This window comes from Sedimentibacter sp. zth1 (assembly GCF_017352195.1).
In the GTDB taxonomy this organism is placed as follows: domain Bacteria; phylum Bacillota; class Clostridia; order Tissierellales; family Sedimentibacteraceae; genus UBA1535.
Genome location: NZ_CP071445.1, coordinates 2,166,495 through 2,185,509, shown reverse-complemented (window position 1 = coordinate 2,185,509; position 19,015 = coordinate 2,166,495). Strand labels below are relative to the sequence as shown.

General features: G+C 28.2%; 19 protein-coding genes. 18 read left to right on the top strand and 1 reads right to left on the bottom strand.

What is annotated here, in order from left to right:
• Window positions 1-717, top strand: coding sequence for a 2,3,4,5-tetrahydropyridine-2,6-dicarboxylate N-acetyltransferase (gene dapD / locus JYG23_RS10575; protein WP_207235643.1), 717 nt, complete (start codon window positions 1-3; stop codon window positions 715-717).
• Window positions 718-1,920 carry an aspartate aminotransferase family protein gene (locus tag JYG23_RS10570; RefSeq protein WP_207235642.1) on the top strand — a complete coding sequence of 401 codons (1,203 nt, stop codon included), beginning with the start codon at window positions 718-720 and terminating at the stop codon, window positions 1,918-1,920.
• Between the two features lie 21 nt (window positions 1,921-1,941).
• Here JYG23_RS10570 and JYG23_RS10565 read toward each other — a convergent pair whose 3' ends face one another.
• The gene (locus JYG23_RS10565; protein WP_207235641.1) at window positions 1,942-2,868 is read right to left on the bottom strand and encodes a helix-turn-helix domain-containing protein; all 927 of its coding nucleotides are present in this window, start codon (window positions 2,866-2,868) and stop codon (window positions 1,942-1,944) included.
• Window positions 2,869-3,106: 238 nt separating this feature from the next.
• Between JYG23_RS10565 and JYG23_RS15050 the strand changes: the two genes are divergently transcribed.
• The 16 genes from JYG23_RS15050 (at window position 3,107) to JYG23_RS10495 (ending at window position 18,989) form a co-directional block, all read left to right on the top strand.
• Window positions 3,107-3,235 carry a hypothetical protein gene (locus JYG23_RS15050; protein WP_256440247.1) on the top strand — a complete coding sequence of 43 codons (129 nt, stop codon included), beginning with the start codon at window positions 3,107-3,109 and terminating at the stop codon, window positions 3,233-3,235.
• Between the two features lie 165 nt (window positions 3,236-3,400).
• The gene (locus tag JYG23_RS10560) at window positions 3,401-5,212 is read left to right on the top strand and encodes an ABC transporter ATP-binding protein (RefSeq protein ID WP_207235640.1); all 1,812 of its coding nucleotides are present in this window, start codon (window positions 3,401-3,403) and stop codon (window positions 5,210-5,212) included.
• A gap of 11 nt (window positions 5,213-5,223) precedes the next feature.
• Window positions 5,224-7,053, top strand: coding sequence for an ABC transporter ATP-binding protein (locus JYG23_RS10555; RefSeq protein ID WP_207235639.1), 1,830 nt, complete (start codon window positions 5,224-5,226; stop codon window positions 7,051-7,053).
• Window positions 7,054-7,131: 78 nt separating this feature from the next.
• A complete protein-coding gene (locus tag JYG23_RS15045) occupies window positions 7,132-7,254 on the top strand; it encodes a hypothetical protein (protein ID WP_256440246.1) in 123 nt (40 codons plus the stop codon).
• 87 nt (window positions 7,255-7,341) lie between these two features.
• Window positions 7,342-8,235 carry an N-acetyltransferase gene (locus JYG23_RS10550; RefSeq protein ID WP_207235638.1) on the top strand — a complete coding sequence of 298 codons (894 nt, stop codon included), beginning with the start codon at window positions 7,342-7,344 and terminating at the stop codon, window positions 8,233-8,235.
• A gap of 127 nt (window positions 8,236-8,362) precedes the next feature.
• Window positions 8,363-9,109 (top strand): GNAT family N-acetyltransferase, encoded by a 747-nt coding sequence (locus JYG23_RS10545; protein WP_207235637.1) that lies wholly within the window; start codon window positions 8,363-8,365, stop codon window positions 9,107-9,109.
• 12 nt (window positions 9,110-9,121) lie between these two features.
• Window positions 9,122-9,553 (top strand): GNAT family N-acetyltransferase, encoded by a 432-nt coding sequence (locus JYG23_RS10540; RefSeq protein ID WP_207235636.1) that lies wholly within the window; start codon window positions 9,122-9,124, stop codon window positions 9,551-9,553.
• A gap of 119 nt (window positions 9,554-9,672) precedes the next feature.
• Complete coding sequence (locus tag JYG23_RS10535) at window positions 9,673-10,107, top strand: GNAT family N-acetyltransferase (protein ID WP_207235635.1); 435 nt, start codon at window positions 9,673-9,675, stop codon at window positions 10,105-10,107.
• Between the two features lie 154 nt (window positions 10,108-10,261).
• Complete coding sequence (abc-f, locus tag JYG23_RS10530) at window positions 10,262-11,860, top strand: ribosomal protection-like ABC-F family protein (protein ID WP_207235634.1); 1,599 nt, start codon at window positions 10,262-10,264, stop codon at window positions 11,858-11,860.
• A 15-nt stretch (window positions 11,861-11,875) separates the two neighbouring features.
• Window positions 11,876-12,790: a phosphotransferase enzyme family protein gene (locus JYG23_RS10525; RefSeq protein WP_207235633.1), complete on the top strand. Its 915-nt coding sequence runs from the start codon at window positions 11,876-11,878 to the stop codon at window positions 12,788-12,790.
• A 98-nt stretch (window positions 12,791-12,888) separates the two neighbouring features.
• Window positions 12,889-13,707: a class I SAM-dependent methyltransferase gene (locus tag JYG23_RS10520; RefSeq protein WP_207235632.1), complete on the top strand. Its 819-nt coding sequence runs from the start codon at window positions 12,889-12,891 to the stop codon at window positions 13,705-13,707.
• A gap of 21 nt (window positions 13,708-13,728) precedes the next feature.
• The gene (locus tag JYG23_RS10515; protein ID WP_207235631.1) at window positions 13,729-15,201 is read left to right on the top strand and encodes a GNAT family N-acetyltransferase; all 1,473 of its coding nucleotides are present in this window, start codon (window positions 13,729-13,731) and stop codon (window positions 15,199-15,201) included.
• A gap of 32 nt (window positions 15,202-15,233) precedes the next feature.
• Window positions 15,234-16,439: an enhanced intracellular survival protein Eis gene (gene eis, locus JYG23_RS10510; RefSeq protein WP_207235630.1), complete on the top strand. Its 1,206-nt coding sequence runs from the start codon at window positions 15,234-15,236 to the stop codon at window positions 16,437-16,439.
• A gap of 83 nt (window positions 16,440-16,522) precedes the next feature.
• Window positions 16,523-17,380 carry an N-acetyltransferase gene (locus JYG23_RS10505; protein ID WP_207235629.1) on the top strand — a complete coding sequence of 286 codons (858 nt, stop codon included), beginning with the start codon at window positions 16,523-16,525 and terminating at the stop codon, window positions 17,378-17,380.
• Window positions 17,381-17,405: 25 nt separating this feature from the next.
• Complete coding sequence (locus JYG23_RS10500; protein ID WP_207235628.1) at window positions 17,406-18,293, top strand: N-acetyltransferase; 888 nt, start codon at window positions 17,406-17,408, stop codon at window positions 18,291-18,293.
• 123 nt (window positions 18,294-18,416) lie between these two features.
• Entirely contained in the window at window positions 18,417-18,989 is a 573-nt protein-coding gene (locus JYG23_RS10495) for an N-acetyltransferase (RefSeq protein ID WP_207235627.1), read from the top strand.
• Window positions 18,990-19,015: the final 26 nt, after the last annotated feature.

The following is a 19,015-nucleotide window of genomic DNA, read 5'->3' as shown; positions in this document are numbered from 1 at the left end:
TTGGACAATTTAAATTTTGAAAATTCTAATGAAATTATTAATTACATTAGAAACTCAAAAAAATCTACAGTTGTAAAGATGTATGTAGAGGGTAAAATAAGAAAAATTGATTTTTTAGGTATGGAGTCATTTAAATCTAAACATATTGCTATAGCGTTTGGTCAAAATAGTGATGCACATCAAATACTTAAGAAAAACAAGAATTATATCAATAATTACTATATAGAAAATAGCTCAAGAAATTCAGCAATACCTATGTTAGATATTAAAAACCTAAATGCTAGAATAGAACCAGGTGCAATCATTAGGCAAGGTGTAACAATAAATGATGATGTTATAGTAATGATGGGTGCAGTTGTTAATATTGGCGCAATTATAGGAAAGGGAACAATGCTTGATATGAATTGTGTTATTGGCGCAAGGGCAATTATAGGAGAGTATGTTCATGTTGGAGCAGGTGCAGTTGTGGCAGGAGTATTAGAACCACCAAGCAAAACGCCAGTAATTATAGAAGATAATGTATTGATTGGTGCTAATGCAGTAATTTTAGAAGGAATAAAAGTTTGCAAAGGTGCTGTGGTAGGTGCAGGAGCTGTTGTAACAAAGGATGTTGCTGAAAATTCTGTTGTAACAGGTATTCCTGCAAAAAAAATTAAAGAACGGGATAGGATAGAAAAAGGAAAAACAACAATAGTAGACGATTTAAGGAGAATTTAAATGACAGATTTTATAGAATTAAAAAATAATGATAAAAAATATATTTCAAATACTTATGATAGAATGAATCTATATGTAAAATACTCTGAAGGTAGTTTTTTAATAGACAATAATAATAATAAATACCTAGATATGTTTAGTGGGATAGGTGTTAATAATTTTGGAGGAAAAAATAGTGTTATAAAAAATGCAATACAGTTTCAAGTAAATAATTATTTGCATTTATCAAATTATTTTTATTCTGAAACAGCAATAGATTTAGCTAAAACTTTAGTACAAAATTCATTTGCAAAAAAAGTTTTTTTTACTAACTCTGGAACCGAGTCCAACGAAGCGGCAATAAAGCTTTGTTTAAAATATGGTCATAATATATCTGAAAATAAAAATATAATATTGTCAGCGTTTAATTCATTTCATGGAAGGACTATGGGTAGCCTTTCATTAACGGGGCAAAAAAAATATCAAAATAATTTTGAACCTTTATTGCCTAATGTAAAACATTTTGAGTTTAATAATGTTAATCTATTTAAAGAAATAGTTAATGAAAATATATGTGCCATATTTATTGAGTTAATTCAAGGTGAAGGTGGAATAGTAGAAATAACAAGTGAATTTTTACAATGTATTGTAGAATATCAAAAAAAGTACAATTATTTAATAATAATAGATGAAATTCAAACAGGACTAGGAAGAACTGGTAAACTATTTGCTTATGAAAATTATGATATAGTACCTGATGCTGTAACTATTGCAAAATCTTTGGGGGCAGGATTGCCAATAGGTGCTTTACTTATTGGAGAAAAGTGTGAGAATATTTTAAAAGTGGGAGAACACGGCTCTACCTTTGCTCCAAATCCGGTAAGTGCTACATGCGGAAATAATGTTCTGTCAATGCTACTAAAGGATGGTTTTATCGACAATATTAATTACAAATCAAAATATATAATAAATAAATTAAACAATTTAAAATCAAAATATTCATATATAATAAAAAGTATAAGCGGAAAAGGTTTAATGATTGGTATAAATGTAGGAGAATATGCAAATGTAATCAAAGAAGATGCGTTTAGAAATCAACTTTTGTTAAATGTAACATCAAAAAATATAATTAGATTACTTCCTCCATTAAATATTACAATTGAAGAAATAGAATTATTTTTAGAAAAATTTGAAAAATCTTTAATAAATTGTAAAACACAGTAGAGACAATGTCTATACTGTGTTTTACATTCGAGTTTTATTTTGATAAATTTTATTCATAAATTCATATGCTTTGTCATATTGCTGTAAATTTGAATAGCAATCAGCTATATGCTTATAAATCAGATCCGTATCTTTAGTATATAAACCTTTATTTAAGTCAATTGATTTTGTAAAATATTCTATCGCAAGGTTATATTCTTTGTTTTCATAATATACTACACCCATAATAAAATTATACTTTTGTGTTTCCTTAATTTTAAAAGATGACTCTAATTCCAAATATTTTTTACATTCAATCATATTGTTACTTTTTAAAAGTAGCTCACACTTAATAAAAAACTCATCATCTTTGTTTATATGGTTATTTATAATAGATGTGTAGCTATCAAACATTTCTTTTGCTTTTTCGATGTTATTTAATGCTAAATATATTTTCGACATTACCATTAGAGATTCTGCCTTTAATGCGTTATCAAGAATCATAATTTTAGGCTCATATTTATAGGCATTTAAAATCAAAGATTTAGATTCTAAGATTTTATTTTCATTAAACTTAATAATTCCTAAATTAATATTACAAGACCAATACAACAGAGATAATTCATAAGTTGTATTGGTTTGATCATATCCGCATTTGAAAAACTTATCTAAAGATTCTTTGCACTTATCATATTTTTTGTTTCTATACATTTTAAAAGCGATGTCAATCAATTCTTTATTAGTGTTATCAGTGTTGTTTTCAACATAATTAGGCTCTATAAAATAAGAAATTGGCTTTTTTAGTGTTTTTGACAAATATTCAATTGTTTTAATTGAAGGGTTAGCAACACCGTTTTCAATCTGGCTTAGCATATTTCTTGTGATAAAGTCACCAGCTAAGTCTTTTTGTGTCATTTTAAGTTCAAGTCGAGCCTGTTTTAGTCTTTTACCTAAATTATTATTTATCATATACACCTCATAGTAAATAAATTTTACTTATATTAATATTATATCATTGGAATAATTTAAAGTCAATTAAGTAGTAAATTAAATTTACAAAAAACAATTTAAGCCTTTATTTATCAATAATTTTTTATTTATAACATATTATGTAATATAATTGTAATATTTGCATATAATAAATTGTGGTATTATAAGAACGTTGAGATATATAAAATAAAAAATAGAAAATTAAGGAGGTGAAAAGATGAGCACTATAGTTAAAATCAATAAGTTAAGAAATGAAGAAAATTTGAATTGTAATAATAAAATTAATATTATGAAATTTAGTTATAATAGTTTGTCTTTTTGCCTTTTATATAGGGATATAGAATAATGTAAATCTATGTTCTAAAAAGTTTTTAAAACTTAATTATAAAAGTAATCCAGATTGTATGAGCTTTATAGCAAATTACGTCTGGATTTTTTATTGCGCAAAAATAATCATTTAAATATATATTTCAATAAAATCATAATAATTATGGGACGAAGAGGTGATTACATGAAAAAGAAAAATAGTGGTTTTAATTTAATTATGCCATACACTAAAGGATTAAAGAGATATTTTATATTTGCAGCTGTTGCAATTATAATAAGAGTATTTGTAAATTTTACAACTCCGCAGGTTATAAAAGTTACCGTCGATTCAGTTATAAAAAATGAACCAATAAGTTTACCACAAATTTTTGTTAATATGATTAACAATATTGGTGGTGTAGAAACATTAAGACAAAATTTATGGATCCCAGCACTAGTTATTGTTGGTTTATCATTGATTACTTGTGTATGTGATTACACAAACAAAGTTTCAATAGCGAAAGGTTCAGAGGGATTAATAAAAAAACTTAGAAACCATTTGTATGACCATATTCAAAAGTTGCCGTTTAGCTGGCACTCTAAAAACCAAACAGGTGATACAATACAAAGAGCTACACAGGATGTTGAATTAGTTAGAAGATTTATTGCGTCACAGTTAGCTGAATTATTCAGAATAACAATGCTAATTATAATAGCACTCATATTAATGTTTTCAATGAATGTTAAACTATCATTGATTGCTTTAGTGTTTGTGCCGGTAGTAGCATTGTACAATGGTGTATTTTATGGAATAATTTCAAAGAGATTTAAAGATGCTGATGAGGCTGATGGACAGTTATATGCAGTAGCACAAGAAAATTTGACGGGTGTTAGAGTTGTAAGAGCATTTGGTAGAGAAAAATATGAAGTTGATAAATTCGATGAAAAAAACGGAGCATTTACGGACTTATGGATAAAGCTAGGTCACAGACTTTCATTTTACTGGGCATCTGGTGACTTGTTCTCAGGATTACAGGTTTTAACAATAATTGTATGTGGTACAGTTGAAGCGGTACATGGCAATATAACATTAGGAGAATTTTTGGCATTTGTTTATTACAATTCAATGTTAGTATGGCCAATAAGAGCATTTGGAAGAGTATTATCAGAGATGAGTAAAACAAAGGTTTCACTTAAAAGAATATCTGAAATTTTAAATGAAGAAGAAGAGTTTGAGGATGAAAACGCATTAACTCCTGATTTTAAAGGAAAAGACATTGAGTTTAAGAATGTAACATTTAAATATAGTGAAAACAATTCAATAATTAATGATATAAGTTTTAAAATAGAAGCAGGTAAAACATTCGCAATACTTGGAGGAACAGGTTCTGGAAAATCAACAATTATGCACTTGTTAAGCAGACTTTATGATGTAGAAGAAGAAAATGGCAATATTACAATAGGTAATATTAATATTAAGGATATCAAGCTTAGCCATTTAAGAAAAAATATTGGTATGGTGTTACAAGAGCCATTTTTATATTCTAAGTCAATTAAAGATAATATTTCTATACAAGATACGAAATTAGATATAAATTCAGTAAAAAAAGTTGCAAATGTTGCATGTGTACACGATGCCATTGAAGGATTTTCAAATGGTTATGATACACTTGTAGGTGAAAGAGGAGTTACATTATCTGGTGGTCAAAAACAACGTGTTGCTATAGCTAGAATGCTTATGCAAAATGCACCAATAATGGTATTTGATGATTCGTTGTCAGCAGTAGACTCAGAAACAGATGCTAAGATTAGACACGCTCTAAAAAATAACAGAAAAGATGCAACTACAATTCTTATATCACATAGAATTACAACACTTATGCAAGCAGACAAAATTATGGTGCTAGATAAGGGTAAAATTGTAGATATGGGAACACATGAAGAGTTAATAAGCAGAGATGGTATATATAAAAATATATACAATGTTCAAATGAACACATCAGACGTTGAAATATAGGAGGTGACAGTATGTCAAGTTACGAAGATCAAGAAGAAAAGAAACAGTCATTCGATATTAAGGTATGGTTAAAATTAAAATCATTTGTGACCCCTTATAAATATAAAATTATTGGAGTTATATTACTAATGATGCTTATGGCATTAGTAGATATAATATTGCCGTTATTTCAAAGTTATGTAGTAGATAATTTGATAGAAAAGGGTACACTTAATGGTATAAGAGTCTTTACAGGACTTTACTTTACCGCTTTATTAATACAGGTAATTTCAGTATTTGGATTTACAAAACTGTCAATGAGAGTTGAAATGAAAATGTCATATGATTTAAAAAAAGCTGTTTTTAATAAACTACAAACACTTTCATTGTCATATTATAATCAAAATCCTGTTGGACATTTAATAAGTAGGGTGCTAAGTGATACAGGAAAAATTGGAGATATGATTGCTTGGGGCATAACAGACTTGTTTTGGTCAGCTGTTTATGTTATAGGTGTTTTTGTAGTAATGTTTATACTAAACTATAAATTAGCTTTATTAGTTATTTTGATTATACCTATTATGGCTATTGCAACAGTTTATTTTCAAGGCAAGTTGTTAGGTGCAAATCGTTCAATAAGAAAAACTAATGCAATAATGACTGGTGATTTTAATGAAGGAATAACTGGAGCTAAAACAAGTAAAACACTTGTTATAGAAGATAAAAACTTATTGGAATTTAAACAAACAACAAATAAACTTTATAATAGTAGTATTAAGATGGCAAGATTAAATGCTGTATTTATTCCAATTATAATATTTGCTGGTACATTGGCAAGTGCTATAGTTTTGGAAAAGGGTGGAAATTTAGCATTGGTTGGTAAGTTTGAAATAGGAAAATTATCAGCATTTTTAGCATATTCTATAGGAATTTTCGAGCCAATTCGACAGTTAGCAAGTATATTTGCAGAGTTTATTTCTTTACAGGCAAACATCGAAAGAGTATCAGATTTGATTGAACAAAAACCACTTATAACCGATACAGAGGAAGTTATAGCTAAATATGGAGATAACTTTGAACCAAAAAGAGAAAATTGGGAAGATATAAAGGGCGAAATTGAGTTTAAGAATGTTACTTTTAAATATCCGGATGGAAATGAGGAAGTACTAAAGAACTTTAGCTTAAAAATACCTGCTGGAACTAATATTGCAATAGTTGGGGAGACAGGAGCAGGTAAAAGTACACTCGTTAATCTTGCTTGTAGATTTTTTGAACCAACTAGTGGTCAAATACTGATTGATGGTGTTGATTATAAACAGAGAAGTCAATTGTGGTTGCACAGCAATATAGGATATGTACTTCAAACACCACACTTGTTTTCAGGTTCTGTTAAAGAAAACATTAGATATGGTAAATTAGATGCGACAGATGAAGAAATTGAAAGAGCTGCGAAGTCAGTATCAGCAGATAAAGTAGTTGCTAAGCTTGATAAAGGTTATGACAGCGACGTAGGGGAAAACGGTGATAATCTTTCAACCGGTGAAAAACAGCTTGTTTCATTTGCAAGAGCAATAATAGCTGATCCAAAAATATTTGTACTTGATGAAGCAACTTCAAGTATTGATACTCAGACTGAGCAGTTAATTCAGGATGCTATCAACAATATATTGAATGAAAGAACTTCATTTATAATTGCACATAGACTTTCCACCATTAAAACAGCAGATTTAATATTAGTTGTAAAGGATGGAAAAATTATTGAGCAGGGAAATCACAAAGAGTTAATACGCGCAAAAGGTCATTATTATGACTTATATACTAAACAGTTTGAAGAAGAAAAAACTAATGAGGTTTTAAAATAAAAAAAATATGTTATAGGCTTCATGAGGTAGGAATTTATGAAGTTAAATTATAAGTATGACATAAAAGGAGGAATTTAGTTGAAAAAATTATTTAGAAAATCAAATAGAATAGATAAAAAAATATATGATATGAAACAGATAGAAGAATATTTAGATAAAGTAGAAGGAATAAAAAGAGACAGACAAGGTTCATATTTATAAACAATATAATATAAAGTGGGGCAAAAATTTCTTTTGTCCCCAAAATTATAACCGAACATATATTCAATCTTGGAGGAACAGTGTCAAATGAACAGTTGTTTAAAACTTGAAAAATTAAATATTAATAATATGACAGAAGAACAAACTGAAATTGTATGTACTTTTGTCAGGAAAATTAACAGTTCAGCTGCAAGCTTATTTAAAAAAGCAGTGAATGAAAAATTATTAAAATGTTGTTTTTTATTTACTAAAGAAAGTAATGTTGGTGTAATGACAATTATAGAAGACAAAGATTATATTTCTGTACAGATTTCTTTTGAAAAAGATGTTTGCAACTTTGAAGCGATAAAATATATTCATCAAGCTATAAAAAGTGCAATAAATTCAAAAGAAAGTAAGGAGTTATATCTAAACGTAAATGGTTATAATACAGTGATAATTAATTACTTTAGAAACTACGGATTTGTGCAAAGTGATTATGGTTATGGCTTTGAATTTAGTTTAAAAAGCTCTGAACAAAAAATAGCTGATTTAATGAATTTTAAGATGGAAGAAAGTTTAGAGTTTAGAAAATTTGAAGATAGGTATGGCAGAAATTATTTAGATTTACTTGAAGATGCATTTAGAGAACAATCAGAGATGTGCAATGAGAAAACAACAATAGGTGATGAACATATACCTTGGTTGAAAGAATTTGATATCAGAGGAGAGTTTGGTGCGTTGTGGAAGAGTGATAATCTTATAGGATTATATACGTTGAATGGCAATTACATAGATCATATAGCTGTACTGTCAAAATATAAAGGCAAGGGGTATGGGAATATTATATTAAATTATTGCCTTAAATATATGTTTATTAATAAAAATTACGATGAGTGTAATCTTTGTACATATAAAATAAATTATAAGGCTCAGAAGCTATATCTTAAAAATGGATTTAGGGTTACCTCATTTTATTGTGAAAATGAATATAAAGAATAGAATCTATACGTAAAAATAAAATATATACAAAAATCATAGAATGGAAAGATTAATGTTATGAATAATTTAGTTAATTATGAAACAGAACATTATATATTCAATTTTTAGGAAGGAAGTATAGCACAAAATGAAAATTAAAGATATAAAAAATATAGTAAATAAACAGTTAGCACTTGATTACAACTTTAGGGAAGAAGAACTAAAAAGCAAAAAAAATATATTTACATCAAATGAGCTTATTGAAGGAAGAAGAGTTTATCGTAAAAACAAAGATTTTCTTAAGATTTTGGCTATAAATAATCTTGCTATATTTTCAGGAGATAGTTTGATTATGCCTTGGATAAAAGAAAAATTCAATAATTATGATGGTGAGTGGATTTTTTCATATTATGCTTTAAAAAGAGTTGATCAAAAGCTGATGGAGTATGGTCAAGAAATACATAATACACGTCATTACTATATACCAAATCCAAATTTTCCAAAAGTAAGTAGTAAACTAAATATTAAATGGTTTGAAAAAGATGAGATTCTTCAATTTAAAGACGATGAAAGATTTGGTCAAGCATTTGAATTTAGTGAAATTCATCCTGATGTTTTGGCAGTAGCTGCTATGGATGGAAATAAAATTATGGGTATGGCTGGTGCAAGTGCTGATAGTAAAACAATGTGGCAAATAGGCATTGATGTTATACCTGAATATAGAGGTAGAGGTATTGCAGCAAACCTTGTTTCTTTACTAAAGGATGAAATATTAAGTAGAGGTATAGTACCATTTTACGGTACATCAGAGTCACATAACTACTCAAAAAACGTAGCTATAAATTCAGGATTTTTCCCATTCTGGGCTGAAGCATCATCTAGAAAGTGTAAATAATGGAGGAATTTTGTGAATATACAGAAGTTTGATATAAAAGATTTTAGACAATTAAAAATATTATTAAGTGAATATAAAAAATCTATTGGAGAGAGTAGTCCTAATGATGATGAATTTATAAAGCTTAAAAGCGCTATAAAAAATAAACTAATTAGCTTCTATACTGCAAGGGAAGAAGACAGGCTAGTTGCTATGTGCTCTATTTGTATAACATATTCCACCTTTAATTTTGCTAGAAGTGGTATATTTGAGGATTTTTATGTTATGCCAGAGTATAGAAAAAAAGGTATTGCAAGAATGCTAACTGATTTTGTTTTTTTAGATTGCAAGGCTCAGAAAATAGAATCCTTATGGGTTGGATGCGCGGATACTGATGTTAATATGTACAAAAGCTTAGGTTTTGAAATACCACTTGGAAATTTGCTAACATGGAGCATTGACTAATAACTATTTAAGAAAAATATCTGAATGATTATGATTGGACTAAAAAGTTATTGGCAGTATTACCATGATGGTTTACAGTTTGAAATATCAAATAATAGTTTTTATTGAGAGGTATAAAAATGATAACATTAAAAAAAGTAAATGAAGATAATTATAGAAAAGTATTAGAAATAAAAATGCCAGATGATCAACATTTTGTTGCTCCAAATGTTTATTCATTAGCACAAGCATGGGTTTTTTATGAAGAAGCGAGACCATTTGCTATATATAATGATGATGAAGTAATTGGATTTATGATGCTTGATTGGGACGAAAAAGAGCGTGAGGCTGGTGTTTGGCGTTTTATGATAGCATTAAAACATCAAGGTAAAGGCTACGGAAGAAAAGCTATGGAATGTGCAATTAATTTAATTAAAGCATCAAATAAATTTGATAATGTCTTTTTAGACTATGTACCAGAGAATGTAGTTGCAAAACATCTATATGAAAGTCTTGGGTTTGTTCCAACAGGTGAAATAGAAGATGGCGAAATTGTGATGAAACTTGCATTGTAAGAGGAAAGAGAAGTTTATACAAAATATTAAAGAAGAGAGAGGAAGTACATATGTTTATTAAATTAAGAGTATTTGCAGGTTATAAAAAGTAAATAGCCTAGCATGGAAATGACATTTTTCTAGATAGCTAGGTATAAATATTAGGAGGCTATCTATGTCGAAAATAGCAATAAATGAATTAAGTTATAGTTTTAAAGAATATTATCAACCAATTTTTAATAATATAAATATTTCAATTGATACTAATTGGAAATTAGGCTTAATTGGACGTAATGGAAGAGGTAAAACAACTTTATTAAAGCTTATAAGTGGAGAACTAGAGCCTGACAAAGGTCATATCTCTAAGGATATAAATATCGAATATTTCCCTTATTCTCAAATCACCAAATATATTAAGACGCTTGATGTTATAAAAGAGAATATTGGATTACTTAAGACCATGGAAGACGTGATGGATGACATAATTAAATCTAATGACGAAAAAAGGTTTGGAGAGTACCAAAAGATTTTTGACAATTATGCTTATGCTGATGGTTTTAACATTGAAATAAGAATAAAAAAAGAATTTCACTTGATGAATTTATCAGAGAGTCTTTTAGAACAAGATTTTGATACATTATCAGGTGGAGAAAAAACTAAAATGTTAATTATATCACTATTCTTAAGGAAAAATTCGTTTGTTTTGCTGGATGAACCTACAAACCATCTAGATATTGAAGGAAAACAAGTGGTACAAAACTACCTTAATCATAAAAAAGGATTTATTTTGGTATCACATGATTGTGAGTTTGTTGATGATGTTGTTGATCATATAATTTCAATCAATAAATCAGATATAACAATTGAAAAAGGAAACTACTCCACATGGATTGAAAATAAAAGTAAATCAGAATTGTTTGAGTTTAAAACAAAAGAAAGATTGGAAAGAGAAATAAAATCATTAGAAAAAAATGCAGTTGCAAATAGAAAGTGGGCAAATGTTGCCAATAAACAAAAAAATTTGTTTAGACCGTATGGTTGTAATAGTGGTAGAGGAAATGATGCTGGTGTTGCAAAGCTTATGCGCCAAGCCAAATCTTCTGAACGAACAATTCAAAAAAATATCGAAGAAAAGAAAAATTTGCTTAAAAACTATGAGGAAGTTTCAGATTTATCTATAAGTCAGAATGCATTAGAGGATGATGTTTTAGTGACTATTGAAAAATTATCCTTTGGTTATTCAAATAAATTGATTTTAAATAAATTTTCATTGCAAATTAGACATGGCGATATAATTTGGCTTCGTGGTAAAAATGGTACTGGAAAAAGTACGCTACTTAAACTCATCACAGGTGAAATATATTCTGATTGTCTTAGATTTCAAGAAGATATAAAAATTTCACAAAGCTATCAAGAACCATTGTGGAAAAAAGGACTTATTAACAAGCTTATTGATGATAATAATCATAGCACATTACACTTTAAAAATAGGTTTTTAAATATATGTAAGTGTTTAGATATTAAATTACAGAAATTTGAAAAGCCTATTGAAGCTTATAGTAGTGGAGAAATAAGAAAAATTGATATTGCTAGATCTTTAGCGACTGACAATGATTTGCTATTATTGGACGAGCCACTCAATTATATGGATACATATTTTAAAGAACAATTAGAAAAAGCAATATTAATATATAAGCCTACATTAGTTTTTGTAGAACATGATGAAAATTTTGGTCATAGTATCGCAAATAGGACAGTAATGCTAGATAAATAATACAAGGAAAAATAAATGGATATAAAAGAAGAGTTACAACAAAAATATAATTGTTTATTTGATAATATTAAATTGATTCGAGATATGATAGGGCAAGTATATTTTGTAGATAGAAATAACCAAAGATACATATTAAAATTATTTAGGAAAAATTTTTTTAATCAAGCGATACAGTCGGTTGATATAATGCATTATCTATATCAAAACGGGTTTCCTGTTGCGAAAATAACAGATACATTTGATGGAAATAAGTATTTTATTTCGGAAAATGAAAATCGAGTAGGTGTTTTATATAAATATATAGACGGGATAGAACCTAATAAAGGGGATCTTATTGTAGAAATAGGTGAAATGACAGGCAAAATGCGGTTTATTATGTCACAGTATAAAAATATATTGTTCCGTCATGATAATGAATTTTTTATTAATAGATATATTAAGATATTAGATCAGATGAATTATAAAGATAGAGGAGCTTTTCAACAGCATGGGAGAGATTTATGGCGGCGAGTAAATAATTTACCATTAGGATTTTGTCATGGAGATCTACATGTCGGTAATATGCTTATAGATGATAGGCAAATAATTAATTTATTTGATTTTGATGCTGCGGCAATGGCATATCCTACATATGATATAGCAACTGTATGTGATATGACAGATTATTTTTCTTTGAATGATAGAAATTTTGAAATAGGATTTGATGAAACGAATAGGATGCTAGAGCGTTTTTTAAATGGATATAATCGTTTTTATTCATTGAGTGATAGAGAGATAAAATCTGTATTTGATTTTATTGCAATTAGGCATTTTGATATTCAAGCAACTATTATAGAAAGCCAAGGATTAGATTGTGTTGACGAGAATTTTATAAATAGACAATATGATTGGTTAATGAAGTGGGATAAATTTTGTAAAAATAAATTATAGTCTTAGTAGTAAAAAAATAATAATGGAAGGATTTTCGTAGAATTTGAACTTCTCCAAGATGTGAAATTTGAATTTTACTTAATAGAAGGTTAATAGACATGGAAGATAAAAGAATAGTTAAAGTAATAAATGAATGGAACGATATTTCTGATTCGGATTGGTATATGAGTTATCGAACTAATGAAGTAATAAGAGAAATTTTAACGAATCCAGTATCTGTATTTCATAATAAAACGTGGGAAGTAATAAAAAACGCAATACCAAATTTAAAAGATATAAATATTTGTGTGCCTTCAAGTGGTGATAATCGTGCTGTTTTAGCTTTAGCAGCAATGGGTGCCAATGTAACATCAGGTGATATTTGTGAAAAACAGCTTGAGCATGCTAAAAAAATAGCAGAGAAAAATAACTTAAATATTAAATTTATTGCACAGGACACAATGAAACTTGATGAAATTGAATCAAACCAATTTGATTTTGTTTATACTTCTGAAGGTGTACATGTTTGGATAAATGACTTGAATTCAATGTATAAAAACATTTATCGTATTCTAAAAAAAGACGGAGTGTATATAAACTATGAAATTCATCCTTTTACACGTCCTTTTGCATATGAAGATGGAAGACCAAAAGATAAAAACATTGTTATACAAAAACCATATGAGATGACAGGACCATTTGATGATGGTGTTGAATTCCATTGGCGTTTACAGGATATCTTAAATGCAGTATCTAATTCTGGTTTATCAATTAAACGTCTGGAGGAAATGCATGACGAAAAAGATAAAGGTCACTTTTGGTTTTATAAGAAAGAAAGAGTAAATATGACTAGGGAAGAAATTGATGAATATTACGATTGGACTAAAAATCCATTAGCAGCACTACCACAATGGTTTACAGTTTGTGCTAAAAAATAAATAAAATTTGGAGTGATAAAAATGAAAATAGAAAAAAATAATTTTAATATAAAGAGTTTATCAAAAAAGTGGGATACATCGGGTTGTGTTTCTATATATCATGAAGGGAAATGTTTATATAGGGATTGCTTTGGATTAGCAAACCGTGAGACGGGTGAATTAATAAGCGAACAATCTACATATTTGTTTAGTGGAACATCACAAATATTGTTAACACTTTCATTATTGTTACTAACAGATATGAAAAAAATAATGCTAACCGATACTATAGAAAAGTACATACCTGAATATGTTCATGCGCATAAAATAAAAATAAAGGATCTTATATTAGGAGAATCAGGGTTGCGCGATTATTTCTATGGAGTTATTATGCCTAAATTAAAAGAAGATGAGATACATAACCAACTGGATGAGCGTACTCGTGAAGTAAAAGAGAAAAAGCAATCAACTTATGGTTATTCTTTTGAGGATGTATTTGAAATTATAGGTAAAGAAGACCTTGAATATGAGCCAGGAACGAAAAAGGTTGATTTTTCTACAAGTAACATTGTATTTTGCAAGGAGATAATAGAACGTGTTTCTGAAATGAAGCTTTTAGATTTTGAAATGAAGTATATATTTGAACCTCTTCAAATGTTTCAAACAAAGCAAGGTAGAAATGTTAATACTAAAGATTATTGTAAATTTAGAAACAATGAGCTGCTGTATGTGCCAATAGATGAAACATCAACTGATTTATTTACTACAACATTTGCAGATATGGAAAAATTACTGTTAGCATTATGTGAAGGAAGACTTTTATCAAGTAAAGCTTGGAAAAAAGCATTAACATTTAATGAAGAAAATATTGGACTTGGATTTGAATTGGTTAATGGTACAGTTTGCTGTTTAGGTTTTGGGCTATTAGGAAATAGTGCATCTTTATATTTTAACAGGGAAACTAATTTATGCTATATGCATTTGACTAATTCAGAATTAATTTCAAAAAATATAAATGGTACTTGGACATATTTTCGTAAAGAAATGCGAGATGAAATAAATTCTTTTTTTACATATCCTAAAAATACCCGTATAGTTCCCTATAGCAAGAAAAATTGGTATGAGGCACTAAATCTTGAAATAGCAAAAGAACAATATGAGTTTGTATGTGACGCCAAGGAAACTATTGCGATTGCTTATGCATATAAAAATGACCATAAGCTTTTTATTGAAGTAGAAGGAAATAGACCGGTAGGAATGATGCTTTTGCAAGCAAATAAGAAAAAACAGGAATTTTATTTCTCTATTGTGCTAATTGATAAACGATATCAGGGACGTGGATTTGGAAAAATCATGTTAAAATGGGGAGTGGAATATTTTAAAAAACAAGGAGCTAAAGAACTAACAATTGGTGTAAATCGATTTAATATTGCTGCTCAAAATTTATATAAAAGTGTTGGATTTAAAGAAGATTTAGTATATGAAGAAGGAATGCAATTAAAAATGAAATTGTAATGAAGATGGTTATATAAATCAAGGAGAAAAATTTGAATATAAGAAAAATAGAAGATAGAGATTTAGAACAGGTATATAAATTACATACATATTGTACAGGCCGCCATTGGACAGATGGCGTGCCTGCAAAAGATTCATTAGCATTTTATACACCTGATGAAATATTAGGTATGTTCGATGATGACAAATTAGTTTCTATGATTAGAAATTATACTTTTAAACAATTGGTTAGAGGAGTTATCAAAAACATGGGAGGCGTTTCTCATGTAGCTACTTTTCCAGAGTATCGAATGTGCGGGTATGTAAAAGAACTTACAAAATCAGTTTTCAATGATATGAAGGATAAAAAACAGTCCGTTAGTATGTTACACCCTTTTAAGAAGAGCTTTTATAGTGAATTTGGGTATGTTGGTGCAAATGATAATATACTAGTAAAAGTTTCTTTTGATGCATTATCACATTATTTGAAGCATGTCCCAAATATAGATGCTATATGGAAGGAAGAAAGAGAAAGAGCAGTTGATATCCAAGAAGAATATGAAACATTTAAATATAGTCTTGACTTATCAAATTATCATGGACTTGTATTTTTAGACAATATGTCAAATGAATACTGGGTTGATGATCATGAGGATGTAATTGTAGTATTTATTAAAAAAGATGACGAAATTGTAGCAACAGCAAAATATTTAAAAATTGGATATGGCGAAAATGGCAAGCTAATGGTGTTAGAAATGTTTTGGAAAGATATAGAGAGTAGATTTATGATATTTAGATATTTTGCAAAACATACAGATCAATTTTCCCATATTGAAATGAGAATACCATTTGGCACTAATTTCTATACGTGGTTATCTGATTCATCTAGACCTTTTGAAGTTAAGATTAATAATAGACCGTGGATGGTTAGAATAATTGATGTACTTGACGCCTTGAGAGATATACCTGTTAAAACAGATGGAAAAGTTTTTTTGGAACTATATGACGAGTATTGTAAATGGAATAATGGTGGATATATGCTTAAAACAGTTGGGGATAAGCTAAAAATAACTAAGCTTGATAATATTATACCCCAATTAAGAATTGATATAAGAGGTCTGACATCACTATTATATGGGATATATTCGGTAGAGGAACTTGAATTCAAAAATTGGATTAATATTATAGATAATGATATATCTGAAATCTTAAATGATTGGTTTCCAAAACAACTTATTAATAATCCATATTATTATTAATACATATGGGTATGCAATACAAAAAAATATAGATAAAGTATATGAGGATGCACTAAAGTATTATGAAATAAAGAGGCAAAATAATGAATGTAGTAGTAGTAAATGATAATCAAATAGAACAAATAGTACAATTTATGTATGAGCAAAATAATTGTTCAAAACATCATATAGGTTATTGCGGGAAAAATAAAGACGAGATAAAAAGTTCAGTAATTGAGTTAATAGAAGATAACAATAAGTTTTTTATGACTTGTGACGAAGACAAATTAAATGGGGTTATGGGTTATGAAAAGTATGATAACAATGTGGAGATTTGGGGACCATTTCTTCGTGACAAAAACGTACAAGCTTTAGATATGTTGTGGGATAATATGATGAACTCAATTAATGATAGTAAATGCAAATATTATATTCACTGTAATTCAGAAAATGAAATTGCAAAAGAGTTTGCACTAGATAAAGGTTTCAAATTTATTTGCCAAGGCAAAACTATGAGTTTAAGTCTAAAAGACTTAGATATACCTATACATGATAACATATCAACAATAATCAAAAGTGATTATGACGTGTTTTCAAGTCTTCATGACATAACATTTCCAAATACTAATTATAATGGTAAACAGATAATAAATATGCTTGATGATGAGCATGAGTTGTTTGTCGTTAAAGAAAACAGCAAATTAGTAGGATATATATTTATATCAATGGATTTGGAGTTTAATGAAGGAGATATAGAGTATATAGGTGTAGATTTAAGCTGTAGAGGTAAAGGTTATGGAAAACAGCTTATATATGAAGCACTAAGGTGTCTTAGAGAAAAAGGAATAACAGAATTGCAGTTGTGGGTAAATACACAAAACAAATATGCTATAAGTCTATATACTAAGGTTGGATTCAATATAGTGGATAAATTAATGTCTTATGCGTATTCGCAAAATTAAATTAGTAAAAATGAAGGATAGAGGAATGAATAATAAAAACTGGTATAGCTGTGATATATCAAACTTAACAAAGGAAGAAAAAAGCTTTGCTACATATATAGTAAGAAAAATTAACCGTTCAGCTAAAGAGCTTTTTGAGCAGGCATATGAAAAGCAGTTTTTAAAAGAATGCTTGATATATGATGATAAAGACAATAGAGGTGTCATGACAATTATAGAGAGTGATGATTATTTTTCTTGCCAAGTTTCTTTTGAGAGAGATGTTAATAGCTTTAATATAATAAAAACAATACATGACAAACTCAAAAATATTATATCTTTAAAAGGTACCAAAGATTTGTATCTAAATATAAATGGTTATAATACTATAATTATAAATTATTTTAGAAATTATGGCTTTGTTCAAGACTCATTAGGTTTTGAATATAGTATGAGTAAGACAACAGAAAAGTTGAAAGAATTATCTAATTTTAAACTTAATGATAATTTAGAATTTAAAAAATTTAAAGATAATTATGCACAAGATTATTTGATACTTTTAGAGGACGCATTTAAAGAACAAGATATAGCTTGTAACGAAGAATATAAATTAGGAGAAAGCACAATTTTATGGTTAAAAAAAGCAAATGAAAGAAATGGTTTTGGCGCTTTATGGAAAGGAGATTGCTTAATTGGTTTTTATGTTCTGGAAAATGAATATATAAGCAACATTGCAATTTTATCAAAATATAAGGGTAAAGGCTACGGAACTGTGATACTTAATCATTGCTTAAAAGATATTTTTATAAATAAAAAATATGAGGAAACATATTTATATACATATGCTATTAACACAAAAGCTCAAAAATTATATCTAAAAAATGGGTTTGAAGTAAGTGCATTCTATAGCGAAAATACATATAGTTGTAAATAAATATAAATTATTTTTAGGGAAAAATATGATTGAATTAAGAGATATTATATTTAAAAAGTTATCAACAGATAAAGTATGATGAAATAATTATGCGCTGTTTAAAATGGTGTTTGGAGGAATTATATGCTTGATAAATCTATACAATATTATGATGTCATTATGAAAAGGAAAATGGGTACGTTAATTCCTAGTCCATATCTTCCAGATGGGTTTAGATTTGCTTTTTTTAAATTAGGAGACGAGAAAAGTTGGGCAGAAATTGAAACTTCTGTTGGCGAATTTAAAGATGTTAATTATGCTTTAAAGTATTTTCAGGATAATTACTTGCCGTATTTAAATGAACTTGCACAAAGATGTATATTTATTGAAAATAAAGAAGGCGTAAAAGTTGCAACAATTACAAATTGGTGGAATTATACTGGATTTAGGCAAGATCCTTGGGTACATTGGATGGCAACTCACCCACAATATCAGAGTCTTGGATTAGGCAAAGCAATTGTATTTAAAGCAATGATGAATATAAAAGAAATTGATGGAGATAAAGATGTATATTTACATACTCAAACATGGAGTTATAAGGCTATAAACATTTATAAAAAAGCAGGATTTAATATTACTTCAGAACACGGGCTTGGAGGGTATGAAAATAACAATTACGAAAAGGCATTATTAATACTTGAGAAGTATATTAGATAGTTTTTTTGGAATTATTCTTTTTCAAG

Excerpts from the sequence above, each read along its gene's own strand:
- JYG23_RS10570 (WP_207235642.1), top strand. The coding sequence starts at position 718 with ATGACAGATTTTATAGAATTAAAAAATAATGATAAAAAATATATTTCA.
- JYG23_RS10565 (WP_207235641.1), bottom strand. The coding sequence starts at position 2,868 with ATGATAAATAATAATTTAGGTAAAAGACTAAAACAGGCTCGACTTGAA.
- JYG23_RS15050 (WP_256440247.1), top strand. The coding sequence starts at position 3,107 with ATGAGCACTATAGTTAAAATCAATAAGTTAAGAAATGAAGAAAATTTG.
- JYG23_RS10560 (WP_207235640.1), top strand. The coding sequence starts at position 3,401 with ATGAAAAAGAAAAATAGTGGTTTTAATTTAATTATGCCATACACTAAA.
- JYG23_RS10555 (WP_207235639.1), top strand. The coding sequence starts at position 5,224 with ATGTCAAGTTACGAAGATCAAGAAGAAAAGAAACAGTCATTCGATATT.
- JYG23_RS10550 (WP_207235638.1), top strand. The coding sequence starts at position 7,342 with ATGAACAGTTGTTTAAAACTTGAAAAATTAAATATTAATAATATGACA.
- JYG23_RS10545 (WP_207235637.1), top strand. The coding sequence starts at position 8,363 with ATGAAAATTAAAGATATAAAAAATATAGTAAATAAACAGTTAGCACTT.
- JYG23_RS10535 (WP_207235635.1), top strand. The coding sequence starts at position 9,673 with ATGATAACATTAAAAAAAGTAAATGAAGATAATTATAGAAAAGTATTA.
- abc-f (WP_207235634.1), top strand. The coding sequence starts at position 10,262 with ATGTCGAAAATAGCAATAAATGAATTAAGTTATAGTTTTAAAGAATAT.
- JYG23_RS10525 (WP_207235633.1), top strand. The coding sequence starts at position 11,876 with ATGGATATAAAAGAAGAGTTACAACAAAAATATAATTGTTTATTTGAT.
- JYG23_RS10520 (WP_207235632.1), top strand. The coding sequence starts at position 12,889 with ATGGAAGATAAAAGAATAGTTAAAGTAATAAATGAATGGAACGATATT.
- JYG23_RS10515 (WP_207235631.1), top strand. The coding sequence starts at position 13,729 with ATGAAAATAGAAAAAAATAATTTTAATATAAAGAGTTTATCAAAAAAG.
- JYG23_RS10505 (WP_207235629.1), top strand. The coding sequence starts at position 16,523 with ATGAATGTAGTAGTAGTAAATGATAATCAAATAGAACAAATAGTACAA.
- JYG23_RS10500 (WP_207235628.1), top strand. The coding sequence starts at position 17,406 with ATGAATAATAAAAACTGGTATAGCTGTGATATATCAAACTTAACAAAG.
- JYG23_RS10495 (WP_207235627.1), top strand. The coding sequence starts at position 18,417 with ATGCTTGATAAATCTATACAATATTATGATGTCATTATGAAAAGGAAA.